This window comes from Streptomyces sp. CB00455 (assembly GCF_001905445.1).
In the GTDB taxonomy this organism is placed as follows: domain Bacteria; phylum Actinomycetota; class Actinomycetes; order Streptomycetales; family Streptomycetaceae; genus Streptomyces.
Genome location: NZ_LIVQ01000009.1, coordinates 171,238 through 196,757 on the forward strand (window position 1 = coordinate 171,238; position 25,520 = coordinate 196,757).

22 protein-coding genes and 7 tRNA genes are annotated in these 25,520 nt (G+C 74.8%); 12 read left to right on the forward strand and 17 right to left on the reverse strand.

All coding sequences use genetic code 11. The annotated features are described in order from the left end of the window. Positions 1-48: 48 nt before the first annotated feature. On the reverse strand, positions 49-2,025 hold the full coding sequence (gene thrS, locus AMK16_RS29205) for a threonine--tRNA ligase (RefSeq protein WP_073920328.1): 1,977 nt from the start codon (positions 2,023-2,025) through the stop codon (positions 49-51). A 192-nt stretch (positions 2,026-2,217) separates the two neighbouring features. Here thrS and AMK16_RS29210 point away from each other — a divergent pair, with 192 nt between their 5' ends. Next, the gene (locus AMK16_RS29210; protein WP_073920329.1) at positions 2,218-2,718 is read left to right on the forward strand and encodes a GNAT family N-acetyltransferase; all 501 of its coding nucleotides are present in this window, start codon (positions 2,218-2,220) and stop codon (positions 2,716-2,718) included. 54 nt (positions 2,719-2,772) lie between these two features. On the opposite strand, the gene AMK16_RS29215 is transcribed toward AMK16_RS29210, so the two are convergent. Both AMK16_RS29215 and AMK16_RS29220 read right to left on the reverse strand, forming a co-directional pair. Then, positions 2,773-4,005: a hypothetical protein gene (locus AMK16_RS29215; protein WP_242438981.1), complete on the reverse strand. Its 1,233-nt coding sequence runs from the start codon at positions 4,003-4,005 to the stop codon at positions 2,773-2,775. Further along, positions 4,005-4,607 (reverse strand): DUF4365 domain-containing protein, encoded by a 603-nt coding sequence (locus AMK16_RS29220; RefSeq protein WP_073920330.1) that lies wholly within the window; start codon positions 4,605-4,607, stop codon positions 4,005-4,007. Before AMK16_RS29220 ends, AMK16_RS29215 begins: the two co-directional genes overlap by 1 nt. A gap of 207 nt (positions 4,608-4,814) precedes the next feature. Between AMK16_RS29220 and AMK16_RS29225 the strand changes: the two genes are divergently transcribed. After that, entirely contained in the window at positions 4,815-5,540 is a 726-nt protein-coding gene (locus tag AMK16_RS29225) for a 3'-5' exonuclease (RefSeq protein ID WP_073920331.1), read from the forward strand. Between the two features lie 122 nt (positions 5,541-5,662). On the opposite strand, the gene AMK16_RS29230 is transcribed toward AMK16_RS29225, so the two are convergent. Together AMK16_RS29230 and AMK16_RS29235 are read right to left on the reverse strand one after the other, a co-directional pair. Beyond that, positions 5,663-5,734 (reverse strand) — tRNA-Val (locus AMK16_RS29230). A gap of 38 nt (positions 5,735-5,772) precedes the next feature. Continuing rightward, positions 5,773-6,300 carry an SRPBCC family protein gene (locus AMK16_RS29235; RefSeq protein WP_073920332.1) on the reverse strand — a complete coding sequence of 176 codons (528 nt, stop codon included), beginning with the start codon at positions 6,298-6,300 and terminating at the stop codon, positions 5,773-5,775. A 124-nt stretch (positions 6,301-6,424) separates the two neighbouring features. Between AMK16_RS29235 and AMK16_RS29240 the strand changes: the two genes are divergently transcribed. Then, entirely contained in the window at positions 6,425-8,788 is a 2,364-nt protein-coding gene (locus AMK16_RS29240; protein WP_073920439.1) for an SCO7613 C-terminal domain-containing membrane protein, read from the forward strand. Between the two features lie 53 nt (positions 8,789-8,841). Here AMK16_RS29240 and AMK16_RS29245 read toward each other — a convergent pair. Together AMK16_RS29245 and AMK16_RS29250 are read right to left on the reverse strand one after the other, a co-directional pair. Beyond that, positions 8,842-8,913, reverse strand: a tRNA-Val gene (locus AMK16_RS29245). A gap of 46 nt (positions 8,914-8,959) precedes the next feature. After that, entirely contained in the window at positions 8,960-9,406 is a 447-nt protein-coding gene (locus AMK16_RS29250) for a TIGR02611 family protein (RefSeq protein ID WP_073920333.1), read from the reverse strand. Between the two features lie 177 nt (positions 9,407-9,583). Between AMK16_RS29250 and AMK16_RS29255 the strand changes: the two genes are divergently transcribed. Beyond that, complete coding sequence (locus tag AMK16_RS29255) at positions 9,584-9,997, forward strand: SsgA family sporulation/cell division regulator (protein WP_030011909.1); 414 nt, start codon at positions 9,584-9,586, stop codon at positions 9,995-9,997. Positions 9,998-10,195: 198 nt separating this feature from the next. Continuing rightward, entirely contained in the window at positions 10,196-10,816 is a 621-nt protein-coding gene (locus tag AMK16_RS29260; RefSeq protein ID WP_073920334.1) for a CGNR zinc finger domain-containing protein, read from the forward strand. A 215-nt stretch (positions 10,817-11,031) separates the two neighbouring features. Here AMK16_RS29260 and AMK16_RS29270 read toward each other — a convergent pair whose 3' ends face one another. Continuing rightward, positions 11,032-11,463, reverse strand: a complete 432-nt coding sequence (locus AMK16_RS29270; RefSeq protein WP_073920336.1) for a hypothetical protein — start codon at positions 11,461-11,463, stop codon at positions 11,032-11,034. A gap of 172 nt (positions 11,464-11,635) precedes the next feature. Between AMK16_RS29270 and AMK16_RS29275 the strand changes: the two genes are divergently transcribed. Continuing rightward, entirely contained in the window at positions 11,636-12,139 is a 504-nt protein-coding gene (locus AMK16_RS29275; protein WP_073920337.1) for a DsbA family protein, read from the forward strand. Positions 12,140-12,208: 69 nt separating this feature from the next. Here the strand turns inward: AMK16_RS29275 and AMK16_RS29280 are convergent, their stop codons facing one another. Genes AMK16_RS29280 through AMK16_RS29290 form a run of 3 tightly spaced genes read right to left on the reverse strand, consistent with a single transcriptional unit; the run spans position 12,209 to position 15,010 of the window. Beyond that, positions 12,209-13,051 carry a GNAT family N-acetyltransferase gene (locus AMK16_RS29280; RefSeq protein ID WP_073920338.1) on the reverse strand — a complete coding sequence of 281 codons (843 nt, stop codon included), beginning with the start codon at positions 13,049-13,051 and terminating at the stop codon, positions 12,209-12,211. Between the two features lie 43 nt (positions 13,052-13,094). Continuing rightward, positions 13,095-13,916: an aminotransferase class IV gene (locus tag AMK16_RS29285; protein ID WP_073920339.1), complete on the reverse strand. Its 822-nt coding sequence runs from the start codon at positions 13,914-13,916 to the stop codon at positions 13,095-13,097. Then, the gene (locus AMK16_RS29290; protein WP_073920340.1) at positions 13,913-15,010 is read right to left on the reverse strand and encodes a chorismate-binding protein; all 1,098 of its coding nucleotides are present in this window, start codon (positions 15,008-15,010) and stop codon (positions 13,913-13,915) included. The genes AMK16_RS29285 and AMK16_RS29290 overlap by 4 nt, the downstream gene beginning before the upstream one ends. A 180-nt stretch (positions 15,011-15,190) precedes the next feature. On the opposite strand from AMK16_RS29290, the gene AMK16_RS29295 reads away from it, so the two are divergent. The 5 genes from AMK16_RS29295 (at position 15,191) to AMK16_RS29315 (ending at position 15,678) form a co-directional block, all read left to right on the forward strand. After that, positions 15,191-15,263, forward strand: a tRNA-Gly gene (locus AMK16_RS29295). A 39-nt stretch (positions 15,264-15,302) separates the two neighbouring features. Beyond that, a tRNA-Cys gene (locus tag AMK16_RS29300) sits at positions 15,303-15,376 on the forward strand. A gap of 1 nt (position 15,377) precedes the next feature. Next, positions 15,378-15,449 (forward strand) — tRNA-Val (locus AMK16_RS29305). A 19-nt stretch (positions 15,450-15,468) separates the two neighbouring features. Further along, a tRNA-Val gene (locus tag AMK16_RS29310) sits at positions 15,469-15,540 on the forward strand. Positions 15,541-15,603: 63 nt separating this feature from the next. Beyond that, positions 15,604-15,678 (forward strand) — tRNA-Val (locus tag AMK16_RS29315). A gap of 73 nt (positions 15,679-15,751) precedes the next feature. On the opposite strand, the gene AMK16_RS29320 is transcribed toward AMK16_RS29315, so the two are convergent. From AMK16_RS29320 to AMK16_RS29330, 3 genes are all read right to left on the reverse strand, one after another. After that, complete coding sequence (locus AMK16_RS29320) at positions 15,752-16,051, reverse strand: TFIIB-type zinc ribbon-containing protein (protein WP_073920341.1); 300 nt, start codon at positions 16,049-16,051, stop codon at positions 15,752-15,754. 65 nt (positions 16,052-16,116) lie between these two features. Then, on the reverse strand, positions 16,117-17,175 hold the full coding sequence (locus AMK16_RS29325) for a phosphotransferase family protein (protein WP_073920342.1): 1,059 nt from the start codon (positions 17,173-17,175) through the stop codon (positions 16,117-16,119). Positions 17,176-17,401: 226 nt separating this feature from the next. Then, the gene (locus AMK16_RS29330) at positions 17,402-17,587 is read right to left on the reverse strand and encodes a hypothetical protein (RefSeq protein WP_037797219.1); all 186 of its coding nucleotides are present in this window, start codon (positions 17,585-17,587) and stop codon (positions 17,402-17,404) included. Positions 17,588-18,138: 551 nt separating this feature from the next. Between AMK16_RS29330 and AMK16_RS29335 the strand changes: the two genes are divergently transcribed. After that, a complete protein-coding gene (locus AMK16_RS29335; protein ID WP_079191813.1) occupies positions 18,139-19,374 on the forward strand; it encodes a serine/threonine-protein kinase in 1,236 nt (411 codons plus the stop codon). Between the two features lie 42 nt (positions 19,375-19,416). Here the strand turns inward: AMK16_RS29335 and AMK16_RS29340 are convergent, their stop codons facing one another. The 3 genes from AMK16_RS29340 to cobT all read right to left on the reverse strand — a co-directional run bounded on the left by AMK16_RS29340 (position 19,417) and on the right by cobT (position 25,320). After that, positions 19,417-20,232, reverse strand: a complete 816-nt coding sequence (locus AMK16_RS29340) for a TrmH family RNA methyltransferase (protein ID WP_073920343.1) — start codon at positions 20,230-20,232, stop codon at positions 19,417-19,419. A gap of 42 nt (positions 20,233-20,274) precedes the next feature. Next, positions 20,275-21,510 (reverse strand): uroporphyrinogen-III C-methyltransferase, encoded by a 1,236-nt coding sequence (gene cobA, locus AMK16_RS29345; RefSeq protein ID WP_073920344.1) that lies wholly within the window; start codon positions 21,508-21,510, stop codon positions 20,275-20,277. Between the two features lie 444 nt (positions 21,511-21,954). Next, positions 21,955-25,320, reverse strand: coding sequence for a nicotinate-nucleotide--dimethylbenzimidazole phosphoribosyltransferase (gene cobT / locus AMK16_RS29350; protein WP_073920345.1), 3,366 nt, complete (start codon positions 25,318-25,320; stop codon positions 21,955-21,957). Positions 25,321-25,520 lie beyond the last annotated feature (200 nt).

Here is a 25,520-nt window from a genome sequence, read left to right on the forward strand (position 1 = left end):
CGGAAAGTGATCACTTCCCGGGGGCCCCGCCGTACGGACGGCCGTGGATCAGACCTGGACGCGGTCCGCGACGACCTTCGCCAGCTTGGCCAGTGCCTCGTCCTTGGCGATGCCGTTCTCCTGCGAACCGTCGCGGTAGCGGAAGGAGACCGTGCCCGCGGCCATGTCCTCGTCACCAACGATGATCATGAACGGGACCTTCAGCTTCTGGTGGTTGCGGATCTTCTTCTGCATGCGGTCGGACGAGGCGTCGACCTCGACCCGCAGCCCCTGCTTCTTCGCCTGCGCGGCGAACTCCTGGAGGTATTCGACGTGCCCGTCACCGATCGGGATGCCGACGGCCTGGACCGGGGCCAGCCACGGCGGCATGGCGCCCGCGTAGTGCTCCAGCAGCACGGCGAAGAACCGCTCGATGGAGCCGAACAGCGCCCGGTGGATCATGACGGGACGCTGGCGCGAGCCGTCGGGGGCGGTGTACTCCAGGTTGAACCGCTCCGGCAGGTTGAAGTCGAGCTGGACGGTGGACATCTGCCAGGTGCGGCCGATGGCGTCCCGCGCCTGCACGGAGATCTTCGGGCCGTAGAAGGCCGCCCCGCCCGGGTCGGGAGTCAGCGGGAGGCCCTGCTTCTCGGCGACCTGCTGGAGGACGGCGGTGGCCTCCTCCCAGACCTCGTCCGAGCCGACGAACTTCTCCGGGTCCTTGGTGGACAGTTCCAGGTAGAAGTCGGTCAGGCCGTAGTCGCGCAGCAGGTTCAGCACGAAGGTGAGCGTGCGGTCGAGCTCCTCCGCCATCTGCTCACGGGTGCAGTAGATGTGCGCGTCGTCCTGGGTGAAGCCGCGGGCCCGGGTCAGGCCGTGCACGACGCCGGACTTCTCGTACCGGTACACGGTGCCGAACTCGAAGAGGCGCAGCGGCAGTTCGCGGTAGGAGCGGCCGCGCGCGTCGAAGATCAGGTTGTGCATCGGGCAGTTCATGGGCTTGAGGTAGTAGTCGGTACCACCGTCGAGCTGCATGGGGGGGTACATGCCCTCCGCGTACCAGTCCAGGTGGCCGCTCTTCTCGAAGAGGGCGCCCTTGGTGGCGTGCGGGGAGTAGACGAACTCGTAGCCCTCCTCCTCGTGCCGGCGGCGCGAGTAGTCCTCCATGGTCCGGCGGATGATGCCGCCTCGCGGGTGGAAGACGGCGAGGCCGGAGCCGATCTCGTCGGGGACGGAGAAGAGGTCGAGCTCGGTGCCGAGCTTGCGGTGGTCGCGCTTCTCGGCCTCGGCGAGGAAGTCCAGGTGCGCCTTCAGCTCGTCCTTCGAGGGCCAGGCGGTGCCGTAGATGCGCTGGAGCATCGGGTTCTTCTCGCTGCCGCGCCAGTAGGCGGCCGCGTTGCGCATGAGCTTGAAGGCCGGGATGGTGCGGGTGGTGGGCAGGTGGGGACCGCGGCAGAGGTCCTTCCAGCACAGCTCGCCGGTCTTCGCGTCGAGGTTGTCGTAGATGGTCAGCTCGCCCGCGCCGACCTCGACGTCCGCACCGTCGTCGGTGGACGCGGAGCCCTTGATGCCGATGAGCTCCAGCTTGTACGGCTCGTCGGCCAGCTCCTCGCGGGCCGCCTCGTCGGTGACCACGCGTCGGGCGAACTTCTGCCCGCGCTTTTGGATCTCCTGCATCTTCTTCTCGATGACCTTGAGGTCCTCGGGAGTGAAGGGCCGGGCGACGTCGAAGTCGTAGTAGAAGCCGTCCCGGACCGGCGGGCCGATGCCCAGCTTGGCCTCGGGGAAGAGCTCCTGCACGGCCTGCGCCATGACGTGCGCGGTCGAGTGGCGCAGGATGTTGAGCCCGTCCTCGGAGGAGATCTCCACCGGCTCGACGGTCTCGCCGTCCTTCACCTCGCAGGCGAGGTCCTTCAGCTCACCCGCGATGCGCGCGGCGACGATGGTGCGCTCGCCCGCGAAGAGCTCGGCCGCCGTAGTGCCCGTGGCCACCACGCGCTCGTCCCGCTCGGAATCGCGTTGGATGATCACACGGACGTCTGACACCGGTCTCTCCTGACTCAGGGGGTGCGCGAGCGAACACTGCGCGCCTGAATCGTACCGAGCGCAGGGGCCGCGCCGCTAAACGGTTCTCGCCGGCCCCCCGGAAGGCGGCCGGTGCCGCGTCCGGGCGGCTCTCGCGGTGGGGCGGGCGCGGGTAGCCTGGGCGCTTTCGCCCCGTGACCCGGAGGAACCCGCATGGCGAGCCTGCAGACGCGCCCCCTGGATCTGGCCGACGAGGCGACCGCGACCGCCGTGTACCGCGTCGGGCGGGCCGCCTACGCGGTCGAGGCGGAGCTGATCGGCTTCGACGGCATCCCGGCCCTGCGCGAGAGCCTCGCGGACCTGCGGACCCGGCCGCTGAACTGGCTCGGGGCGCTGTCCGCGGACGGCGGCCTCGCCGGCTTCGTGGCCTGGGAGGAGGCGCCGGGCAGCGCCGTCGGCGTCGACCGGCTGTGCGTGGACCCGGCCTGGTTCCGCCGGGGCGTCGCCTCACTGCTGCTGGGCCGCCTGCTGACCGGTGTCCTGTCCGGCCGCCGGGTGACGGTGACGACGGGCGCGGCGAACGCCCCCGCCGTGGCCCTGTACGAACGCCACGGCTTCGTCCGCGGCGCGGACTTCTCCCCCGTTCCCGGGCTGCGGATGGCGTCCTTCAGCCGGCCCGCCGCTCTGCCGGTCCAGGCCGGCCGGGACGCGTAACCCGCCGGGCGCGCGGGGCCGCCCCGGGCCCGGCCCGTGCCGGCGAGACACCTCCTAGTCGTCCGACGGCAGCACGTCCGACGGGTCGAAGGAGTCGTTCAGCGCCTTCATCAGCCGCTCCTGCTCGACCTCGTCCAGCGGGACCGGTGTCACGTCCACCGCGTCCGTCAGCCTCCGGAAGCCGCCGCGGCGCTGGAGCCGCCCGCTGACCCGGATCGGCAGGCCGACCAGGTGGGCGTGGCCGGCCACCCGGTACGCCTCCTCGTCCAGCGCGACCCGGACGTACGGGATCTCCGCCCCGGCGAGGACCCGCAGCCGCACCGTGCCTCCGCCCCCCGGGGCCGAGCGCCGCATGCGCACCACCGCTCCCGCGACGCGGACCCGTACGGCCGGCTCGGCCCGGGTGTAGCGGGCGGCCGCCTCCCGCAGCACGGGCAGGTCGCCGGGCGAGAACTCCACCGGCTCCGGCCGGGCCGCGCACCCCGCGGGCGCACCCGCCGCCGGCGCCCACGCCAGAGCGACCCGCGCGCCCTGCGAACCGCGGACCAGTGCGATCAGCGCGTCGGCCAGCTCCCGGCTGACCCCGGCCTGCACGGCGGCGTCGAAGGCTTCCATGCCTCCGGTGGCGCGCCGGTAGTCCACGGCCTCCCGCGCCGCGTGCAGCGCGTGGTGCAGTCGCGTCACCATGCCACGCCCGCCGTCCACCGGCACGAAGGCGGTCAGCCTCCGCCCGCCCGGGGCCGGCCCCACCAGTACGTGCGCCAGGGCCCGTTCGGCCTGTGCCCGGTGGCGGGCCCCGTGGTAGCCGGCTCTTGCCCGGTCGGCGAGGGCGCCGGCCACCAGGAGCTGTCGTGCGGCCGAGCGCAGCTGCTCCTGCACCGTCCACGCCGCCTCGCCCTGGAGCCCATAGGCCCCGGGCGGGATCTCCCGTTCCCAGCGGATCTCGTCGCTCGGCACGCCCAGCCCGTAGAGCACCTCCCGCGCGGAGGGCAGCGCGCAGCGCGCGAGGGCGGTGAGCGCCTCCTCCAGCAGATCGGTGCAGTCGGGGTAGGTCCGGCCCTCGGGGACGAGCAGGCTCGTGCCCGCCCCGCTGCCCGGGTGGCCGGCGGGCGGGGTCCAGCGGCCGTACCGGCCGGCGGCCCCGCCCCGGCGCCGCCAGCCGTGCCGGTGCAGCAGGGCGCCGAGGACCGCCGGGTCGACCTGCGCCGGGTCGGGGGTCGCGGGGTGCGCGAACCCCCCGTACGACGGGGACGGCAGCGGTTCGGGGTTCGGCGGGTTCCAGTGCATCAGGGTGTCCCTCCCGACCCGGCCCGGGTCATGATCTCGCACAGCGCCCGGTCGTCGAAGATCCGCGTGGTCGGGATCCGTACGGTGGTCCGGCGCCGGCCGGTCACGGGGTGCCCGGCGAGGTTGGTCCAGTAGCAGCAGTGCCGCAGGTCGAGCCGGTCGTGCCCGGCGGCGAGCCACTGGTCCCGCTCCCGCGGGACGAGCATCACGACGAGGATCTTGTGGACGGCGACCGGTGTCCGGGCCAGTTTCACCAGGTGCTCGTTGTCGAGGGTGAAGCCGAAGCTGGCTCCGGGCGGTCTCGGCGGTACCTGGTAGGTCGCCTTCAGCTGGACCTTGATGGTGACCTCGTCGTCGACGACGTGCTCCGGCGCGCCGTGGCTGACGTGCCAGTCGATGCCGTTGTCCGGGAACGGCTGGGACAGCGAGCAGCCGGCCGCGGCGGCGACGGCGTGCAGGTATCCCACTTGGAGGGTCTCCATGCAGGCGGTGGTGGCGAGTGTGCCGCGCAGCGGTCCGGTCCGCGCGGCGCCCGGCGCACCGGACCGCGGACCGATCTGCCCCGCCAGCACCCCGCCCGGTTCGGGCTGCGCGAGCGCCATGGCCGGCTCCCCATGCCTTCCGGGCTCTGCCGTGGTGTGGTGGGTGGGGTGACGGCCGGTCATGTGTGCGGCCCCCCAGGGTTGTTGTCTCCGCACCCGGGTCCCCGCAAACGGCGTACGGGGCAAACAGCCCGGGTATCACCGATGCGGGCAAGGTGGCGTGAACCGAGTGCGCCCCATCTGCCGACCGGGGACGAGGAGTTCGCCATGACACGCTGGTACGAGGGCCCGCTGGCCGCATTCGACACGGAGACGACCGGGGTGGACGTCGAGCAGGACCGGATCGTGTCCGCCGCGCTCGTCGTGCAGGAGTGTGCGGGCGGGCGGATCCGCTCCACGCGCTGGCTCGTCAATCCCGGCATCCCGGTGCCGCCGGGTGCCACGGAAGTGCACGGGCTCACCGACGGGCACCTCCAGCGCAACGGCCGCTGGCCCGCGCCGGTGGTGGAGGAGATAGCCCGCGCGCTCGGGGAGCAGCGGGTGGCGGGCCGGCCGGTGGTGGTGATGAACGCGCCGTTCGATCTGACCCTGCTGGACCGGGAGTTGCGCCGGCACCGGGCGTCCTCGCTGGCGCGGTACCTGGACAACCGGCCGCTGACGGTGCTCGATCCGCGGGTGCTGGACAAGCACTTGGACCGCTACCGCAAGGGCCGCCGGACCCTGACGGACCTGTGCGCGCACTACGGGATAGAGCTGGAGGGGGCGCATGACGCCGCGGCGGACGCGACGGCCTCGCTGGAGCTGGTACGGGCGGTGGGGCGCCGGTTCGCGGCCCGGCTGGAGCGGCTGACGCCGGCCGAGCTGCACACGCTCCAACAGGTGTGGCACGCGGCGCAGGCGCGGGGATTGCAGGCGTGGTTCGCGCGCCAGGGGACGCCGGAGCCGGTGGATCCGCACTGGCCGCTGCGGCCGGACCTGTCGACGGCGGCCTAGCGGGGGCGCCCGCCTGGGGCCCCGGGAATGCGGAGGTCCCGGGAATGCGGAAGGCTCGGGAATGCGGAAGGCTCGGGAATGCGGAAGGCCGGCCCGTCTTGCGACGGACCGGCCTGTCCCGGTGGGCGATACTGGGATCGAACCAGTGACCCCTTCGGTGTGAACGAAGTGCTCTCCCGCTGAGCTAATCGCCCGGGAACGCACTGAACAATACAGAAGCCGCGGGGCTGGTTCAAACCGCTTCCGGCGGGGCGGCCAGCCGGGCCGCGAGGCCGTCCCGTCCGGCCCGCATCATCAGGGCGTGGTTGAGCCGGAACACCGGCCGCCCGGGCAGGGCGAGGCGCCGCAGCAGGGGCGCGCGGACCTCGACCTCCTGCTCGTACAGCGCGCGGGTGCGCGCGGCCCCGGAGCCGGCCGCCCGTCCGGGACCGGCCCCCTCCCCCGCTCCGGGGCGGCGCGGCCGTACCGTCCAGCGCGCCCATCCGTCGAGGTCGCCGTGCAGGGATACCTCCAGGACCCCGCGGACGGGGTCGCGCAGGAGTTCCGTCATGGTCACGCGAAGCGTGTAGGGGAGGGCCGAGCGGATGAGCGCGGTGCCGCTGCGCTCGTCGAGCGCTTCGACCCGGCGTATCTGGGGCCACCAGCGCGGGTACTCCCCCGGCTGCTCCAGCTCCGCGTAGACGCGTGCGGGTGGCGCGTCGAGGTCCCACACGCTGCGGAAGCGGTAGCGGCTCCATCGGTCCCAGCTGCTGCGGTCCATGGGTCAAGTCTGGCCCGCCAACGGGCTCCTCATACCCGCTTCGCGGGGACGCGTACGTACTCAGGACGCATCTGAGTACGTACGCCGATGCCCGCGCCGCGTGACCCGCGCCACACTCCGGACCATGAACATCCCCCTGCCGCCGGTCGAAGAGCTGGCGCTCATCGACCGTGAGCTGGTCCAACTCGACGCCCGCCGGCTGTACTTGCTGGGCCGCCGGGAGTGGCTGCTGCGCCTGCCGGCCCCGCCCGTGCGGCCGCCCGCGGCGCCCGCGCGGCGCGAGGAGACCTCGGCGCCGGGCGCCCAGAACGTGCTGCTCGCCCTCGGAGCGGTGCTGCTGGCGGTCGCCGCGCTGGCCTTCACGCTGCTGAGCTGGGGCTCCCTCGGGATCACCGGCCGCTCGGCGGTACTGGCGGTCGTGACGGCCGCGGCGCTGGCCGCTCCGGTCCCGCTGCTGCGCCGCGGCCTGCGCTCGACGGCGGAGTCGGTGGCCGCGGTGGGGCTGCTGCTGACGGTGCTGGACGCGTACGCGCTGTACGCCGTCGGCCTGCCGGGCACGGACGGCGCCGCGTACGCGGCGGGAGCCGCGGCGGTGCTGGCCGCGGCGTGGGGCGGTTACGGGCTGGCCCTGCCGGAGCTGCGGATCCCGTGGTACGCGGCCGTGCTGGCCGCGCAGTTCCCGCTGCCGCTGGCGGCTTCGGCGGCGCGGGCGGGGCAGCAGGGGGCCGGCTGGGCGCTGCTGGCGACGGCCGCGCTGGACGCGGCCCTGGCATGGCGGGCCCGTGCGGCCGTCGTCCCCGCGGCGGTCCTGGGCGCGGCGGCGGTCCTCGGCGCCGGGGCGCTGCTGATCGGCGCCGCCGGCTCCTGGTCGGCCGCCTCCGCGTCGGACGCCCTGGCTCCGGCGGCGCTGCTGCTGGCGGGCGCGGCCCTCGGTACCGCGGCGGCGTGGCGCGAGCCGCGCGCCCGGGGCGCGGCCCTGGCGGGTGGCCTGTCGGCGGTGGTGGCCGTGGGCGGCGTGGCGCGGCCCGGACTGGATCCGGCCTGGGCGGTGGTGGCGCACCTGCTGGTGGCGCTCCCGCTGCTGGCGGCGGTGCGGGTGGAGGCGCTGCCGGCCGCGGTAGGGCGCGCTCTGGCCCGGGCGGGGGCGCTGGTGGCCGCGCTGGTGGCGGCGGCGTCCCTGGCGGCGGCGGTGGCGGCGCTGCCGGCCCGGATCGGCGTACTGGGCGAGGTGTGGGCGGCGACGACCCCGGCGCGGGGCCCGTACGCGCCCGAGGCGGCGGTCCCGGTGGCCCTGCTGATCACGGCCGGGGCGGCCTGGTGGGCCGGCCGGGCGGTGTCGCGGCCGGAGGGGGCCGCGGTAGCCGTGGCGCTGGCCTGGGCCGGGCTGTGCACGGCGCCGGGGGCGCTCGCCCTGCCGGTGGCGGCCGTACTCGCCGCGCAGGTGGCGGTGACCGTGGGCGCCGGCGCCCTGGCCCTGCGCTGCCCGGCGCGCGGCGCCCGTTGCACGGCTGCCTGGTGCGCCCTGGCCGGCGCCATGAGCGTGTCCCTGGGTGCGCTGGACGGGCGGGCGGCGACCTTCGCGGTGTGGGGCCTGCTCGGCGCGGGCTGCGCGGCGGGGGCGGCGTACGGGGCCGCTCCGCGCGTCCTGCGCTCCGGAGCGGCGGTGTGCGCCGTCGGGTACGCGACGGCGCTGGCGGCGGCGCTGGCGGCCGCGGCGCAGATGGCGGTGGCGTGGTGGTCGCTCCCGGTGCTCGTGGTGCCGGCGGCGGTGGCCGCGCTCGGTCCCCGGCTCGGCGCGGTGCGCGTGCCGGCCGAGGTGGCGGCGGGCGTGGCCGGGGTGCTGGCGGTGGCCCTGTCGGCCGCCCGGACCGGAACCCCGGCCTCAGTTCCGGTGCCGACACTGGCGCTGGCGCTGGCGCTGGCCGGGATCGTCTGCGCTGGGGCCGCCGTGCGGGCGGACCGGCGGGTGCTGGGGCGCCCGGCGGCGGCGCTGCTCGTCGCCGCGGCCTGGGTCCGGCTGGCCGGCGCGGGGGTCTCGGTGCCGGAGGCGTACACGCTGCCGGTGGCGGCGCCCGCCCTGGCGGTGGGCTTCCTGCGGCGCCGCAGGGACCCGTCGGCGTCCTCGTGGGTGGCTTACGGCCCCGGCCTGGCCGCGGCCCTGCTGCCGAGCCTGCCGGCCGTCCTGGGTGGCTCGCCGGCCGGGACCGGACAGTGGCTGCGTCCGCTGCTGCTGGGGCTCGCCGCGCTGGCGGTGACCCTGATGGGTGCCCGTCGACGGCTCCAGGCGCCGCTGGTGCTGGGCGGCGTGGTGCTCACCGCGGTGGCACTGCACGAGCTGGCCCCGTACGTGGCGCAGCTGGCCGGGGCGCTGCCGCGCTGGGCGGCGCCGGCCCTGGCGGGCCTGCTGCTGCTGGCGGTGGGCGCGAGCTACGAGAAGCGGCTGCGCGACGCCCGCCGCCTGCGGGACGCGATCGCCCGGCTCGGATGAGCGTGAACGCCGAAGGCCCGGAGACGGTGAGGTCTCCGGGCCTTCGGTCCGGGTGGGCGATACTGGGTTCGAACCAGTGACCCCTTCGGTGTGAACGAAGTGCTCTCCCACTGAGCTAATCGCCCGGACGCACCGCAAACATTACCGCATGTCAGCGGTGCTCCCGGACCATCACTGATCCTTGATGTCCCAGGGCAGGACGAGCCCGTACTTCCACAGGTAGAAGCCGATCAGCGCGGCCGCGACGACGAGCCCGACCCCGGTCAGGATGAGGTTTCGGCGCCGGACCTTCGGGTCGAGCGCCTTCTGCGCGGCCTCGGTGACCTTCCGCTTGGTCCAGCGGAGCACGAGGTGGGCCCAGGCGAACTCGGTGGCCCAGATCGCCAGACCGGCGAAGATCGCGACCCAGCCCGGCCCGGGCAGGACCAGCATGGCGACACCGGCCCCGATGACGGCCAGGCCCACGACGAAGACGCCGACCTGCCAGCTCAGGTGCAGGCCGCGGCGCGCCTTGATGAAGTCGGGCGCCTTCGACACGTGCGGCGCCCCTGCGGCGGCGTCCGGAGCGGATTCGCCGGCTGCGGACTCATTGGTCTCGCGGTTACTCCCCGTATTCATGGACTCGAATCTACCCGAGCCGGAAGCACACGTGAATGGTGGTTTGGATCCGCCGTACGAGGGACCCAGAGGTCCGCAAAACGGTCAGAGGGGTTTACAACGGCACCGTAGGTGGCATGTCGATTTCGCCGACGTGCGAATCCCCGAGCGCACACTGAGCGAAAGGCCCTGGCGCTTATGAACACCACGGTCAGCTGCGAGCTGCACCTGCGCCTCGTTGTGTCGAGCGAGTCCTCACTGCCTGTTCCCGCGGGCCTGCGGTATGACACGGCCGATCCCTACGCCGTGCACGCCACCTTCCACACCGGCGCCGAGGAGACGGTCGAATGGGTATTCGCCCGCGACCTCCTCGCCGAGGGCCTCCACCGGCCCACCGGTACCGGCGACGTCCGCGTCTGGCCGTCCCGCAGCCACGGACAGGGCGTCGTCTGCATCGCCCTGAGCTCACCGGAGGGAGAAGCACTGCTCGAAGCACCCGCCCGAGCACTCGAGTCGTTCCTCAAGCGGACGGACGCCGCGGTCCCACCCGGGACCGAGCACCGGCACTTCGACCTCGACAAGGAGCTCTCCCACATCCTGGCCGAAAGCTGAGCCAGGCCCACAGCCGCTCGACACCGTCCGACTCGGGGCGACGGTGCGTGTCGGACAACCACATAGGCAGTGCCGGCGCTGTTCACGCGGGAGCCACCCGCGCGAACGGCGCCGGTGTGCGTGGGGGGACCCGCTAGAGTCGGCCACCGACGACGGCGGCAGCCCGTCGCCGCAGGCCCGGCCCATGAGGGAGACCCCGTGCAGATCCCCCACGACACCCGTCGCGCGCTCGACGTCGTCGTCGCGCTGGTGAACACCGCGGCCGAGGCGGACCAGCCCGACGGGCTCGCGGACATCGGCGCCCTGCGCGGCTTCGTCCAGGAGTACGCGATCAGCGACGTGGGCGAGCTCGGCGCCCGCGACCTGGCCGGGGTACGGACGGTGCGCGGAAAGTTCGCCCAGGTCTTCGCGGCACCGAACTCACGTGCGGCATCCGTACTGATCAACGAGCTGGTGGCGACGGCCGGCACCACCCCGCAGCTGACCGACCACGACGGCTACGACTGGCACGTGCACTACTTCGCGCCCGGCGCCTCGGTGGGCGACCACCTGGCGGCCGACGGCGGCATGGCCCTGGCCTTCATCGTGGTCTCCGGCGAACAGGAGCGGCTGCGCCGCTGCGAGGCCCCGGACTGCCGGCGCGCCTTCGTGGACCTGTCCCGCAACCGGTCGCGCCGCTACTGCGACAGCCGGACCTGCGGGAACCGGCTGCACGTGGCGGCCTACCGGGCGCGCCGCAAGGAGGCCGACGCGGTGCTCTCAGAGCAGGAAGAGGTCGTGCACGGCGGCGAGCAGCAACAGGGTGCCGATCACACCTAGGAAGATCATCAGGGGTGGCTGGGAGAGGGCGAAGAGGCAGCCTCGCGGCTCCTCGGCGAGAGGGGCGGGTGCCGGCGCGGGCGCCGGGGGCTCACTCGGTGATGTTTCGAGCATGTCGGGGCGATGATGGCGCAGCGCGCCGCCGGGCGTCCCTCAACACGCCAGCATCCGCGCGGTAGTTCGCTCGTTCTCGTGTACCTGCGGCGGTTCGCCCGTCAGATCCCGTGCTTCTTCAGGATGGCCTCGATGTCGGAGAAGTCCTCACCGGGCGCGGCGGCGGACGGCTCCTGGCGCGCGGCGGGCCGCGTACGGGCGCCGGCGCCGAGGGACGGCGCGGAGGCCGCCGGGGCGACGGCGTCACCCGCCGCGCTCGCCCCGGTCGCCCTGCCGACGCGGCGGCGCTCGACGGCCCGGGCGCCGGCCAGGATCAGCCAGGCCAGCGCCAGCAGTCCGAAGCCGGCCCAGACGGCCGGTTCGAAGACCAGGCCGGACACCCACTGGACGACGCCCGTCAGCACGAGGCCGACCGGCACGAGCGCGTAGGCGGTGATGCGCGCCGCGGTCAGGAAGCGCCTGCGGTAGGCGGTCACCGCGGCGATGCCCAGCCCTGCCGCGGACACCGCGGAACACATGGTCTCGGCGAGCATGGGGTCCTCCAGAACTGAGCGGTCCGTCCCTGTCCGTCCATCGTGCACCGGGCACCGCCGCGAGGGCGAGGGCGACGGCCGCCCTGGCGCCGATCTCCGGGACATCTCGGGGTCGGGAATCCTCCCCAGGTCCCGGTCGGCCCGCGGGTCCGGGGGCTGGGAGACTGTTCGTATGACCGATTCCGTGATCCTCGACGTCTGGTGCGAACTGCAGTGCCCGGACTGCCTCGCCGCGCTGGACGACGTCCGCGCCCTGCGGGCCCGCTACGGCGACCGGCTGGACATCCGGCTGCGCCACTTCCCCCTGGAGAAGCACAAGCACGCCTTCGCCGCGGCCCAGGCCGCCGAAGAGGCCGTGGAACAGGGGCAGGGCTGGCCCTACGTGGAGGCCGTGCTGGCGCGCACGGCGGAGCTGGGCGAGCGGGGCGAGCCGGTCCTGCTGGACGCGGCGCGCGAACTGGGCCTGGACGTGGAGGAGTTCGACACCGCCCTGATCGACGGGCGGCACATCCTGATCGTCGATGCCGACCAGGCGGAGGGCAAGGCCATCGGCGTCACCGGCACCCCCACCTACGTGATCGGCGGCGAACGCCTCGACGGAGGAAAGAGCCAGGACGGTCTGCGCGCCCGCATCGAGGAGATCGCCGACCGCCTGCTCCGCACGGACACCCCGTAGGGGGTGTCGTGCCGGCCGCCCCGGACCGGCCCGACGGAGCCGGGAGGCCTCCCGGCTCCGGTCACAGCACTAGATCAGCTCCTTCAGGAAGCTCACGGCCGTGTCCCGGTAGCCCAGCGACTCGTAGAGCCCGCGGGCCGGGGTGTTGCCCTCCGCGACATGCAGGGCCAGGGCGCGGGCACCGGCCGCCAGGGCGGTGTGCTCCGCCAGCAGCATGAGGGTCCGGCCGTGGCCCCGGCCCCGGTGCCCGGGGGCGACCGCGACGTCGTACACGTACGGGACGGCGCCGAGGCCCGGCAGCTCGCGCTCCCCGACCCACAGGGTGCCCAGGATCCCGCCCTCCGGTGCCTCCAGGACCAGGAAGGCCGTGCCGGGGGTCTGCGGCCCGGCGGGCAGCATCCGGGCGTGCTCGGCCCGGGACGCGGCCACGCCCTGCTCCGCGGTCATTCCCGGGGCGGCGAGACGGGCGGCGTACTGCACGACCGCCGGCTCCAGCCAGGCGTCGAACTCGGCCGCCGTCATCGGGCGCCCGACGCCGTCCGCCGGGAGGCCCGGGGGCTCGGCCGGGAGGTCCTTGACCATGTTCCGGCCGGTCTCCCGGTAGCCGAGGGCCGCCGCAAGGCGCAGGGCCCGCGCCGCGTCGGCGGGCACCGACACCGCGATGGCGGTGCAGCCCCAGGAGCGCAGCACCTCCTCGGCGGCGAGAGCGGCGACCGTGCCGCGCCCCCGCCCCCGGTCCGCTTCGTCGATCCACAGGCCCCGGACCACGCCCACCCGGGGCTGGGCGGCGGAGCGGGTGGCCAGTTCCAGGCTGCCGACGCGGCGGCTGTTCACCCGGACCTCGTAAGCCCGCGAGCGGGTCCCGTCACTGTGCTGCTGGAGCGGCTGCGCAGGCCGCAGGGTGGTGGTCATCACCTGGTGTTCTACCGGGCCGACGGCCCCGCGTCACCCGGGTTCACGGATCCAGGCCCGCCCCGGCCTTCGCCTCGAAGATCCGCATCGCCTCGGCGGTGGCCGGACCCGGTGCCGCCCCCAGCTCCCGGCCGTCGACGCGCAGGACCGCCTGGACGTCGCGCAGCGAGGAGGTCAGGAAGACCTCCTCGGCCTGCTGCAGCGCCTCGAAGGGCAGGTCGGTCTCCTTGGCGCCGGCCCACTCGACGACCAGGGCGCGGGTGATCCCGGCGAGGCAGCCGGAGGCGAGCGGCGGGGTGTGCAGCTCCCCGCCGAGCACGACGAAGACGTTGGAGCCGGTGCCCTCGCAGAGCCGTCCGAGGGTGTTGGCGAGGAGCGCCTCGGAGGCGTGGGCCCGGTGGGCGGCCGCCAGCGCGACGACGTTCTCCGCGTACGAGGTGGTCTTCAGGCCGGCCACGGCGGAGCGTTCGTTGCGGACCCAGTCCACCGTGACGACGGAGGTGGTGTCCGGCCGGCGCGTCGATTGCGCGACGGCGGCGATCAGGGTGGGCGCGCCGTCGCCGCGGTCCGAGCCGAGCGGGGACACGCCCCCGGTGTAGGTCACGCGCAGCCGGCCGAAGGGCATCGGGTTGGCTTCGAGGACGGCCGCGCAGGCCCGGCGGACCTCGTCGTGGTCGGGGTCCGGCAGACCCAGGCCGCGGGCCGAGCGGGTCAGCCGGTCCAGGTGGCGGGTGAGGGCGAAGGGCCGGCCGCCCTCGGCCTTGAGGGTCTCGAAGACCCCGTCACCCACGGTCAGCCCGTGGTCGAAGACGGACACCCTGGCGTCGTCCACGTCCCGCAGCGCTCCGTCGAGCCAGATCCTCACCGTACGGTCCCTCCGCTCATGCCGTTCGTCCCAGGGGTGCCACTCACCCCGTGGGTATCCCGGTCGTTTCCCGACGCTACCCGCAGCAGGCGGGCGGCCTTCAGTTCCGTTTCCGCCCACTCGCGGTCGGGGTCGGACCCCCAGGTGATCCCGGCGCCGGTGCCGAAGAGCAGCCGGGGCCCCGCGGGGGCCTCCCGGTCGATCCAGAAGGTGCGGATGCCGACGGCGAGCTCGGCGGTGCCCTGATCGGCGTCGACCCAGCCGATGCCCCCGCAGTAGGGGCCGCGCGGGGCGGTCTCCAGCGCCTCGATGATCCGCAGGGCGGAGGACTTGGGCGCTCCGGTGACGGAGCCGGGCGGGAAGGTGGCGGCGAGCAGTTCGGGCCAGCCGGCGCCGTCGGCGAGCTCGCCGCTGACCCTGGAGACGAGGTGGACCAGGCCGGGGTGCTCCTCGACGGCGCACAGCTCGGGGACGGTGACCGAGCCGGTCGTGCAGACGCGGCCGAGGTCGTTGCGTACGAGGTCCACGATCATCACGTTCTCGGCGTGGTCCTTGGGGAGCAGGTCGGCGGCGGTGCGGCCGGTGCCCTTGATGGGGCCTGAATCGACGCGGCGGCCGGTGCGGCGCAGGAACAGCTCCGGGGAGGCGGTGGCGATCTCGACGCCGTGGGCCGGGAGGCGAATCGTTCCTGCGAAGGGGGCGGGGTTGCCCCGCGCGAGGAGGGCGGTGAGCGCGTCGACATCGGCGCCGGCCGGATCGGGCAGCGGCGCGGACAGCACGCGGCACAAGTTGGCCTGGTAGACCTCGCCGGCGGCGATGTGCTCGCGGATCCGGCGTACGCCCGCGACGTACGCCGCGCGGTCGAGGGAGGAGGTCCACTGGTCGGCGTCGGGCCCGCGCCAGGCGCCGGGAACGGGCGCCGGTACGGGGTCGGGGCGCACGTCCCCGAAGCGCGCGCAGACGGTCCGTCCCTCGAAGTCGGCGGCCACCGCCCAGAAGCCGGTGGAGTCCAGGGCGGCGGGATCACTGGTGACGTCGCGGAGGTCGGTCGCGAGGAGGCCGCCGAAGCGGGCCAGGGGAGGCAGGTCGTGCACGGCTGCGAGTCTATGACCGGCGGCGCGGCGGCGCCGGTGCGGTGAGCGGTAGGTGACCGGGGGTGATCGAGCGGCAGCACGCTGCGGAAACGCGTTTTTGAGCTGGCCCGGGAATCCGCTAGAGTTCAACACGTCGCCAGGGAGCGAAGGGGCAAGACCCCGGAGCCAACGCGGTGACCTGCGGACGTAGCTCAGTTGGTAGAGCACCACCTTGCCAAGGTGGATGTCGCGAGTTCGAGTCTCGTCGTCCGCTCGAAGTGGGGGATCTTCCCGAGAACCCCTGCAGCTCCATGGTGGAGTGGCCGAGAGGCGAGGCAACGGCCTGCAAAGCCGTCTACACGGGTTCAAATCCCGTCTCCACCTCCAAGGACGATTAGCTCAGCGGGAGAGCGCTTCCCTGACACGGAAGAGGTCACTGGTTCAATCCCAGTATCGTCCACTGGTCCGCAAGGATCCCCGCGCGATTAGCTCAGCGGGAGAGCGCTTCCCTGACACGGAAGAGGTCACTGGTTCAATCCCAGTATCGCGCACGCAGTAACCGCACCACCTGCATCACCACTTGCTTGACCTGCGGCTTCAAAGCCGTGGCACCCGCGCGATTAGCTCAGCGGGAGAGCGCTTCCCTGACACGGAAGAGGTCACTGGTTCAATCCCAGTATCGCGCACCAACCGGAAGCCCCGGCCGTCTCGACGGCCGGGGCTTCCGCGTTGCGGGGCGGGGCCCCGCGCGGCGGTCCGGGCTCAGGAGGAGAAGAGCATCCGGCCGAAGCCGCCCTTGTGGTGGCCGTGGTGGCCGTGGCCGCCGTGGTGCTGCGGGGCGCCCCAGGCGGGGGCGGCCTGCGGGGCCGGGTACGGGGCCGGGGGTGCGGCGGGCGGCGGGACCTGGCCGTACTGCTGCGAGGTGTACTGGGACTCCAGGCGGGTCAGGGCCTCCAGCTCGCCGTAGTCCAGGAAGATGCCCCGGCAGCCGCTGCACTGCTCTATCTGGACACCGTTGCGGTTGTAGGTGTGCATCATCGCGTGACACTTCGGACACTGCATGACCGGATCAACTCCTTGCCGTCGACGTCGCCACCGGACGCATGCCCGGTGGCGGGAAGCTCACCCTACGACCCGGGCGCCGGGCGCACGTCGGGCGGGAGGGCCGCCATGCGGCGGCAGGCGTCCACCACCAGCCTTTCCCCGTCGTCGAGTCGGCGCCGGCCCTCCGCGGCCTTGGCCAGGGCCAGGGCGGCGGTCTGCACGGTCAGCGCGCGGGCGGCCAGGTCGAGTTGCGGCCAGGGGTCGCTGCCGGGCGGGCCGGCCGCCGGACCCCCTGCGGCCCGGTAGGCGTCCAGGAAGCGCTGCCAGGTGCCGGGGCCGAGCAGCCCGGCGGCGTACCAGGCGGCCGGACGGGCCAGGTCCCAGGCGGGGGCGCCCAGGCCCAGGTCGTCGACGTCGATGAGCAGCCAGGGCCCCTCCCCCGCCGGGTAGCGGACCAGCTGCCCGAGGTGGAGGTCGCCGTGGCAGAGCGTTCCGCCGGGCGGGGCCGCCGCCTCTCCGCGCGCCCAGGCGGGCAGGAACCCGGCCGCGGCCCACACGGCGCGGGCGTCGCCCGGAACGGGTTGGGCGCGGGCCGCCGGGACGCAGGGGCCCCGGCGGGCGGGATCCTCCCCCGGCGGCGCGGCGGGTTCCGGGACGGCGGCCAGGAGGGGCTCCGCCCGCGCCAGGCGGGCCAGGGCGCGGGCGAGTTTGGCGGGGCCGCGCATCGGGGGGACCGGCCCGGGGAGCTCGTGGACCGGGATCCGGTGCAGGGCGGCCAGGAGCCGGGCGGCCGCCTCCCAGGGGGCGTCCTCGGGGCGTTCCGGATCGACCGGGGCGCCGTAGGGCCACAGGGAGACGGGCCTGCCGTGGACGGATCCGGGCGCGGGCCGCAGCGGCGCCAGCAGCACGCCGGCCAGCGCCCGGTGCCCGGCGATGCGCATCCGTACGGCGAGGCCGTCGCGGTCGGCGTCGCCCGCGTGCGCCTTGGCCACGATCTCTCCGCAGCGCACGACCGTCCCGTCGTCCCGGTCGGCGAGGACCGCGTAGGGCAGCGCCAGACCGGTGCTGGCCGCGAGCGCGGCGGGCAGGGACGGCGGCGAAGGCAGGTCCGCCGCGCCGCCTGGGTCGCTCACCTGGGTCATCGTGCCTCCACGGCTCCGTCTCTCCGGAGCAGGCTACGGAACCCCGGGCGCCGGGCGCCGGGTGGGCGCGACCGTGCCGGTACGAAAAAAAGGGTGCTGCCCGTCCGACTCCCCAGTCGTACGGGCAGCACCCTTCACCTGCCGTCCGTCGCCGCTCCCCCGTCCCCACGGGGTCCGACCGGCCGATGCCCGGATCCGGGCCGCTCTCCCGGATCAGGGGCGCCGCTCAGCGCCCCAGCATCACGCCCACGGACGACGCCTGTGCCGCCACCTGGTCGAAGCCTCCGAAGAGGAAGAGCAGGAGGGCGGCCAGGGGGAGCACCATGGCCGCGGCCACCAGCGGGTGGCGGGTGCCGGACTCGTGGCCGTTGAACGCGAATGCCTTGCGTCCCTGCCGTGCGATGTCCGCCATGGTCCTCTCCCTGTCGTTTGGCAGCGGCGGGCTCGTGACCTCGGGGGACGAGTGCGTCACCCGCCGCTTGTCTTCAACACTAGGCGCGCGGCGGGGCCGTGGCCTCATGCCCTCGTACCGATTGCCGGGCCTCCAGGAGGATGACGGGGTCTTCGCGGAGTACTCCCCTGGGTGGAGACCGCTCCCCCGCTGTCGGGGTCTTCCCGGAGGGGATGACCGCAGGGTGGTGACATCCCTCACTTCCGTCACCGACTGTTGATGTGTGTCCCCCGACGGGACGCGGACAAGATCGACTCCGCTGCGGCCGGGGGGCGGGCGGGGGCGCAGGGGGCGCGAAGTCCGGCGGTGGCCCAATTCCCGGGCCGCGACGGCCGTTTGATCGCGGGGGCCGCCAGCTGGCCGTGGGCGGTCCGGGTCGCTGAGGGACCCTCAAGTGTGCCGTGCCGCACTGAGGATCGAATCCCGCGGCGAGGGCGCGGCCTCTGAGCACGTATGCCGGATGGTCCGTAAGCTGTGCCACGTCAACAGGACGACCGGTCAGCGGGGTGGACATGGCGATGATGCGGCTCCGGCGGGAGGACCCGCGTGTCGTCGGCTCGTTCAGACTGCACCGGCGGCTCGGCGCCGGCGGCATGGGCGTGGTCTACCTGGGCTCGGACCGTCGCGGTCAGCGCGTCGCGCTCAAGGTCATCCGGCCGGATCTGGCGGAGGACCAGGAGTTCCGTTCGCGTTTCGCCCGCGAGGTGTCCGCCGCGCGGCGGATCCGGGGCGGGTGCACCGCGCGCCTGGTGGCGGCGGACCTCGAGGCCGAGCGGCCGTGGTTCGCCACGCAGTACGTCCCCGGACCCTCGCTCCACGACAAGGTGGCGGAAGAGGGCCCCCTGACCGCCTCGCAGATCGCCGCCATCGGGGCCGCGCTCTCGGAGGGGCTGGTCGCCGTGCACGAGGCGGGGGTCGTCCACCGCGACCTCAAGCCCTCGAACATCCTGCTCTCCCCCAAGGGACCGCGGATCATCGACTTCGGCATCGCCTGGGCCACCGGGGCGAGCACCCTCACGCATGTGGGGACGGCGGTCGGCTCCCCCGGCTTCCTCGCGCCCGAGCAGGTGCGCGGCGCGGCCGTCACTCCCGCCACGGACGTCTTCGCCCTCGGCGCCACCCTCGCCTACGCGGCGACGGCGGACTCGCCCTTCGGGCACGGCAGTTCCGAGGTCATGCTGTACCGCGTCGTGCACGAGGAGCCGCACCTGCACGGGGTGCCGGACGCCCTCGCGCCCCTCGTGCAGGCCTGCCTGGCGAAGGATCCGGAGGAGCGGCCGAGCACGCTCCAGCTATCGATGCGGCTCAAGGAGATCGCGGCCCGCGAGGCGCAGGGCCTGTCCGACGGCCGCCCGCCGGCGCAGCGGGCGCGCAGCGAGCGCCCGGTGGGGCGGCAGGCCGAGGGCGTGGACCGGGGCGACCGAGCGGACCGGGGCGACCGGAGCGATCACTACGCGGACCACCCCACGGAGCGCCGTACCGGCGGCGGCGCCGCGCCCCGGGGCCAGGGCGGCGCGCAGAGCGGCCCGCGTTCGCGTCCCTCGTCCTCCCGCAACCCGCGCACCCCGGGCGGTCCGTCCTCCCGGCCGACCGGGGGGCGTACGGGCGGCCGCCCGGGGCCCCGCACGACGGGGGCGGGCCGGCGCCCCGGGCGGCCGGATCCGAAGATGATGCGGCAGCGGCTGATCGTGTTCGTCGTGGTGACGCTGATCGTGGCCCTGGGCATCGCCGCCGCACAGAAGCTCTGACCGTCCCGGAGAGGGTCCGGCCCGGGACGGTCAGGACCCTCCTCAGGCCTCGCGGCCCTGGGCCACCGCGTAGAAGGCCACGGCGGCCGCGGCGCCCACGTTCAGCGAGTCCACTCCGTGCGCCATGGGGATGCGCACCCACTCGTCGGCGGCGACCAGCGCCTGGGTGGACAGGCCGTCGCCTTCGGCGCCGAGCATCAGCGCCACCCGTTCCAGGGGGTGCGGGGCGGCCACGTCGATCGGCGACGCCTTCTGGTGCGGGGTCAGGGCGAGCAGCCTGAAGCCGGCCTCCCGCACCGAGTCCAGGCCCTTGGGCCATGCCCCCAGACGGGCGTAGGGGACGGAGAACACGGCGCCCATGGAGACCTTCACCGAGCGGCGGTAGAGCGGGTCCGCGCAGTCGGGCGACAGCAGCACCGCGTCCATGCCGAGGGCGGCGGCGCTGCGGAAGATGGCTCCGATGTTCGTGTGGTCGTTGACCGCTTCCATGATGACCACGCGCCGGGTCGTGGCCAGGAGCTCCTCGGCCGTCGGCAGTGGTTTGCGCTGCATGGAGGCGAGGGCGCCGCGGTGCACGTGGTAGCCGGTGACGCGCTCGGCCAGCTCCGGGCTGACCGCGTAGACCGGGGCGGGCAGTTCGTCGATGACGTCGCGCATGACGTCCACCCACTTGGCGGAGAGCAGCATCGAGCGCATCTCGTAGCCGGCGTCCTTGGCGCGTCTGATGACCTTCTCGCCCTCGGCGATGAACAGGCCTTCGGCGGGCTCGCGACGACGCCGGAGTTCGACGTCGGTCAGGCCCGTGTAGTCGCGCAGGCGCGGGTCGTCGGGGTCCTCGATGGTGATGAGATCAGCCACAGGGTGATACTGCCTTGTCCTGGGTGTGGTGCCAACGGCCTGTCAGGCGCTGGTGGTGGGCGCGTTCGGGGTGCCGACCCGGACGACCTCGCCGATGACGATGACGGCCGGCGGGCGGACCTCCCGGGCGCGGACGGTCTCGCCGACCGTGGCGAGGGTGGCGTCCACGCGGCGCTGGGCGGCGGTGGTGCCCTCCTGGATGACCGCGACGGGGGTGTCGGTGGGGCGGCCGCCCCGCACGAGCGCCTCGGCGATCAGGCCGATCTTGTCGACGCCCATGAGGATCACGAGGGTGCCGGTGAGCTTGGCGAGCGAGGCCCAGTCCACGAGGGAGCGCGGGTCGTCGGGGCCGACGTGGCCGCTGACCACGGTGAACTCGTGGGCCACGCCCCGGTGGGTGACCGGGATGCCGGCGGCGCCGGGCACCGAGATGGAGCTGGAGATGCCGGGGACGACGGTGCAGGGGATGCCGGCCTCGGCGAGGGCTTGGAGCTCCTCCATGCCGCGTCCGAAGACGTACGGGTCCCCGCCCTTGAGGCGGACCACGGCCTTGCCGGCCTTGGCGTGCTCGATCAGGGCGTTGTTGATGGCCTCCTGCGCCATGAAGCGGCCGTACGGGATCTTCGCGGCGTCGATGACCTCGACGTGCGGCGGGAGCTCGTCGAGGAGGTCGCGGGGGCCGAGCCGGTCGGCGATGACGACGTCGGCCTCGGCGAGGAGGCGGCGGCCGCGCACGGTGATGAGGTCGGGGTCGCCGGGGCCGCCGCCGACGAGGGAGACGCCGGGGGTGGACCGGTGGCGGTGGCCGGGGGCGGTGAGGGTCCCGTCGCGCAGGCCCTCTACGACGGCGTCGCGGACCGCGGCGGAGCGGCGGGGGTCGTTGCCGGTCAGCACGGCGACGGTGACGCCCTCGATCCGGCCCGTGGCCGGGGTCCAGGCGGTGGCGGCGGAGGCGTCGTCGGCGCGCACGCACCAGACGCGCTCGCGCTCGGCCTCGGCGGACGCGCGCTCGTTGGCCTCGCGGTTCTGGGTGGCGACGAGTGCGTACCAGGCCCCGGCGAGGTCGCCGTCCTCGTAACGGCGGCGCACCCAGCGGATCTCGCCGGTTTCCGCCATGGCGTCCACGGAGGGGGTGGCGGAGGGCGAGACGAGCAGGATGTCGGCCCCGGCGGCGATCAGCGCGGGGAGGCGTCGCTGGGCGACCTGGCCACCGCCGATGACGACGACGCGGCGGCCGGCCAGGCGGAGTCCTACGGGGTAGGCGGGGGTGTCGGCCATGGCGGTTGCGGCTCCTGGTGCGGCGTGGATCTGCTGGGCCGCTGCGTCGCTGGAGCGGCTGGTTGACGTGGGCATTGGCATTGTCCGGATCAACGATACGGCCCGCACGCGGGCGCCTCCCGGCCGGGGCGCGCCTGCCGGACGGGCCGGCGGGCCCGGCGACACGCCGCCGCCCTCCCGGGACTGTGCCCCCACTCCGCGAGAGCCGAACGGTCGAGGCGGGCCCGGTGGGGCGGGGACGCTCCGGGGCGTCCGCGCAGGCCGGCCGACCCACCGCCGGCCCGCAGACCGGCCCCGCCAAGGGTTCGCGAGCCGAGGAGGCACCCCGCAGCGGCGCCGCCCCACCCGAACCCGCCGCACACCGACTCCGGCCCTGGCCCTGGCCCTACGCGCCCCGGGGCGAAGCCCTCGCTCCAGGCCCCGGGGTGCGTACAGGCGTACGGGCTACTTCTCCGTGACGCCCGCCGAGTCGAACGTCGCGACCTCGTGCATCGCGCGGGCCGCGCTCTGGACCAGCGGGAGGGCCAGCAGCGCGCCCGTTCCCTCGCCGAGGCGCAGGTCCAGGTCGACCAGCGGGCGCAGGCCGAGCTTGTTGAGGGCCGCCACGTGGCCCGGCTCCGCACTGCGGTGGCCGGCGATGCAGGCCGACAGGGCTTCCGGCGCGATGGCACGGGCCACCAGCGCGGCCGCGCCCGCGCTGACGCCGTCCAGGATGACCGGGGTGCGCAGCGAGGCGCCGCCCAGCAGGAGCCCCACGATCGCCGCGTGCTCCAGGCCGCCGATGGCGGCGAGGACGCCGATCGGGTCCGCCGGGTCGGGCTGGTGGAGCTCCAGGGCGCGGCGTACGACCTCGACCTTGCGGGCGTGGGTCTCGTCGTTGATGCCGGTGCCGCGGCCGGTGACCTCCGCCGCGTCGACCCCGGTGAAGACGGAGATCAGGGCGGCGGACACCGTGGTGTTCGCGATGCCCATCTCGCCGGTGAGCAGCGCCTTGTTGCCGGCCGCGACCAGATCGCGGGCCGTCTCGATGCCGACCTCGATGGCCGCCACCGCTTCCTCGCGGGTCATCGCGGGGCCGACCGACAGGTCCGCGGTGCCGGGGCGGACCTTGCGCGGGAGCAGCCCGGGGGTGGCGGGGAGGTCACCGGCCACGCCGACGTCGATCACGCAGACCTCGGCGCCGACCTGGTTGGCGAAGGCGTTGCAGACCGCTCCGCCGCCGAGGAAGTTGGCCACCATCTGGGTGGTGACCTCCTGCGGCCACGGCGTGACGCCCTGGGCGTGCACACCGTGGTCACCGGCGAAGATGGCGACGGCGGCGGGCTCCGGGATCGGCGGCGGGCAGACCCGGGAGAGGCCGCTGAGCTGGGCCGAGATGATTTCGAGCATGCCCAGGGCCCCGGCGGGCTTGGTCATGCGCTTCTGCCGCTCCCACGCTTCTCCGAGCGCCTTCGCGTCGAGCGGGCGGATGGAGGCGACGGTTTCCGACAGGAGGTCGTGCGGCTCCTCGCCGGGCAGGGCGCGGCGGCCGTAGGTCTCCTCGTGGACGACCCACGAGAGCGGCCGGCGCTGCGACCAGCCGGCCTGCGCCAGCTCGGGCTCCTCCGGGAACTCGTCGACGTATCCGACGCACAGGTAGGCGACGACCTCGAGGTGCTCCGGCAGGCCGAGCTCGCGGACCATCTCGCGCTCGTCGAAGAAGCTGACCCAGCCGACGCCGAGGCCCTCGGCGCGGGCGGCGAGCCAGAGGTTCTCGACGGCGAGGGCGGAGGAGTACGGCGCCATCTGCGGCTGGGTGTGCCGGCCGAGGGTGTGGCGGCCGCCGCGGGTGGGGTCGGCGGTGACGACGATGTTCACCGGGGTGTCGAGGATGGCCTCGATCTTGAGTTCCTTGAACTGCTTGGCCCGGGCCTTGGGCAGCGAGTTCGCGTAGGCCTCGCGCTGGCGCTGGGCGAGCTCGTGCATCGTCCGGCGGGTCTCGGCGGAGCGGATGACGACGAAGTCCCAGGGCTGGGAGTGGCCGACGCTGGGCGCGGTGTGGGCCGCCTCCAGGACGCGCAGGAGCACCTCGTGCGGGATGGGGTCGGTGCGGAAGCCCTTGCGGATGTCGCGGCGCTCGCGCATGACGCGCAGGACGGCTTCGCGCTCGGCGTCGTCGTAGGCGGGGGCCGCCTCTCCGGCGGAGGGCTCGGCCGGTGCGGCCTCGGGCGCGGACTCCGCGTCCGCGGCGACGGGCGCGAGCCGGGCCTCGTCGGCCTCGGTCTCGGTCTCGGGGGCTGCCTGGGGCGCCACCGGCTCGGGCGACGCCTCCGCCGCAACGGCCGCCACGGGCTGCGGGGGCCCGGGCTCGGCCACGGGTCCGGGCTGCGCGACGGCTGCCGGGAGCGGGCCGGTCGCGGCCGGCTGCGACGGTACGGGCTCCGCTTCCCCGCCGGCCGGGTCGGCGTCGGCCGCGGGCACGGCGACGGCCTCGGCCACGGCCTGCGCCGGGACGGGCTCTGCGGCCGGAGCCGCCGGGTGGTCCTGCGCGGGTTCGGGCGCGCCGGCCCCGGACGCCTCGGCGGCGGCCTGTTCAACGACGGCCGGCTCGGCGGCGGCCTGTTCGGCGGCGGCCGGCTCGGGTTCCGGCGCCTGGACCACCGTTTCGGCGGGAGCGGCGACGGGGACGGACTGCGCGTCGGCACCGGCCTCGGTCTCGGGCACGGCCGCAGCCGGGTCCGCGCCTTCGGCCGCAGCCGCGGTCTCAGCGGGAACGGCGCCGGCAACCGCCTCGGCTGCGGGGGCCTGCTCCGGCTGCGCCTGCCCGGCCTGCACCACACCCTGCTCGGACTGCTGCTCCGGCGCGACGACCGGCTCTGCCTGCTGCTCCGGCGCGACGACCGGCTCTGCCTGCTGCTCACCCGCGGGAACGTCGGGGACCACGACGGCTTCCACGGCTTCCGCAGGCGCAGCCACGGCTTCCGCGGGCGCAGCCACGGGTTCCGGCGCAGCCACCGGCTCCGGCGCGGTCCCGGCGAAGGCCGCCTGTGCCGCCGGCTCCGCGACCTGGGCCGGAGCGGAGCTCCACGGCTCGCCGGCCTGCGGCGGGACCTCGCCGAGCTGCGGGGCGGCGGCGCTCTCCTCGCGGGGGACGTCCAGGTATTCGGGGCCCGTGGTCGGCGGCCCGGCCTGGCGCAGGGGCATCGGCGCGGCCGGGGTGCCCGGCGCGGGGGCGACGGGAGCGGCGGCGGGCGCGGCCTGGGCGGCGGGCGCGGCGGCCGGTCCCCGGTCCGCGAGGGACCGTACGACACCACCGGTGGCGTCGGGGACGGGCGGGCCCATGTGCAATGGCCGCCGGACCGGGGCCGGGGCGGCGGGCGCGGCCGCGGGCGGCGGGACGGACAGCCCGCCGAGGTCGAGCGCGCCGGAGTCGCGGCCGCCCGCTTCGTGGGCGCCGGCGCTGTAGGAGGCGTCGGGGAAGGACTGCTGGGCGAAGTCGGGGTACGTGCCGTGCTCGGCGTACGTCCCGGGAGCCGCGGGGTAGGACGGCTCGGCGCCGTAGGGCGCGTCCGCGTACGTCTGGGGCGGGGCCGGGGCGGGGAAGGCCGGGGCCGGCGGGACGACCTGCGGGTCGCTCCACGCGCCCTGGCTGCTCGGCATCAGCAGCAGTTCCTCGTCCTCCTGCCCGGCCGGGTCGTCCACGAGGTCCTGGAAGGCGTAGCCGGGGGGAAGCGGCGGCGGGACCTGGACCGGAGCGGGGATGCCCTGCTGATCCACCATGCCCGCGTTGTCCGGGTGACCCTCGCCCGGGACCTGGCCGGTGTCAGTCATGCGTACCCCTCGCCCATCGGTGTTGCCTGTTCGGTCGCCCGGTCGTCCACGATGCCGCCGTGCGCAGTTGCCGTGCGGGGTTGCCCTGCGGCATTCGTGCCTCACGAGCGCCTGCGGGGCAACCACTAAGCATTGTCGCGCCCGTTCGCCACCACGGCGGCCATAACCGCCGCGGTCCACTGTGGACTGCGCCACGTCGG

Coding starts and splice junctions, on each gene's coding strand:
- AMK16_RS29210 (WP_073920329.1), top strand. CDS start 2,218: ATGGCGAGCCTGCAGACGCGCCCCCTGGATCTGGCCGACGAGGCGACC.
- AMK16_RS29215 (WP_242438981.1), bottom strand. CDS start 4,005: ATGCACTGGAACCCGCCGAACCCCGAACCGCTGCCGTCCCCGTCGTAC.
- AMK16_RS29220 (WP_073920330.1), bottom strand. CDS start 4,607: ATGGCGCTCGCGCAGCCCGAACCGGGCGGGGTGCTGGCGGGGCAGATC.
- AMK16_RS29225 (WP_073920331.1), top strand. CDS start 4,815: ATGACACGCTGGTACGAGGGCCCGCTGGCCGCATTCGACACGGAGACG.
- AMK16_RS29235 (WP_073920332.1), bottom strand. CDS start 6,300: ATGGACCGCAGCAGCTGGGACCGATGGAGCCGCTACCGCTTCCGCAGC.
- AMK16_RS29240 (WP_073920439.1), top strand. CDS start 6,425: ATGAACATCCCCCTGCCGCCGGTCGAAGAGCTGGCGCTCATCGACCGT.
- AMK16_RS29250 (WP_073920333.1), bottom strand. CDS start 9,406: ATGAATACGGGGAGTAACCGCGAGACCAATGAGTCCGCAGCCGGCGAA.
- AMK16_RS29255 (WP_030011909.1), top strand. CDS start 9,584: ATGAACACCACGGTCAGCTGCGAGCTGCACCTGCGCCTCGTTGTGTCG.
- AMK16_RS29270 (WP_073920336.1), bottom strand. CDS start 11,463: ATGCTCGCCGAGACCATGTGTTCCGCGGTGTCCGCGGCAGGGCTGGGC.
- AMK16_RS29275 (WP_073920337.1), top strand. CDS start 11,636: ATGACCGATTCCGTGATCCTCGACGTCTGGTGCGAACTGCAGTGCCCG.
- AMK16_RS29280 (WP_073920338.1), bottom strand. CDS start 13,051: ATGACCACCACCCTGCGGCCTGCGCAGCCGCTCCAGCAGCACAGTGAC.
- AMK16_RS29320 (WP_073920341.1), bottom strand. CDS start 16,051: ATGCAGTGTCCGAAGTGTCACGCGATGATGCACACCTACAACCGCAAC.
- AMK16_RS29325 (WP_073920342.1), bottom strand. CDS start 17,175: ATGACCCAGGTGAGCGACCCAGGCGGCGCGGCGGACCTGCCTTCGCCG.
- AMK16_RS29330 (WP_037797219.1), bottom strand. CDS start 17,587: ATGGCGGACATCGCACGGCAGGGACGCAAGGCATTCGCGTTCAACGGC.
- AMK16_RS29335 (WP_079191813.1), top strand. CDS start 18,139: ATGGCGATGATGCGGCTCCGGCGGGAGGACCCGCGTGTCGTCGGCTCG.
- cobA (WP_073920344.1), bottom strand. CDS start 21,510: ATGGCCGACACCCCCGCCTACCCCGTAGGACTCCGCCTGGCCGGCCGC.
- cobT (WP_073920345.1), bottom strand. CDS start 25,320: ATGACTGACACCGGCCAGGTCCCGGGCGAGGGTCACCCGGACAACGCG.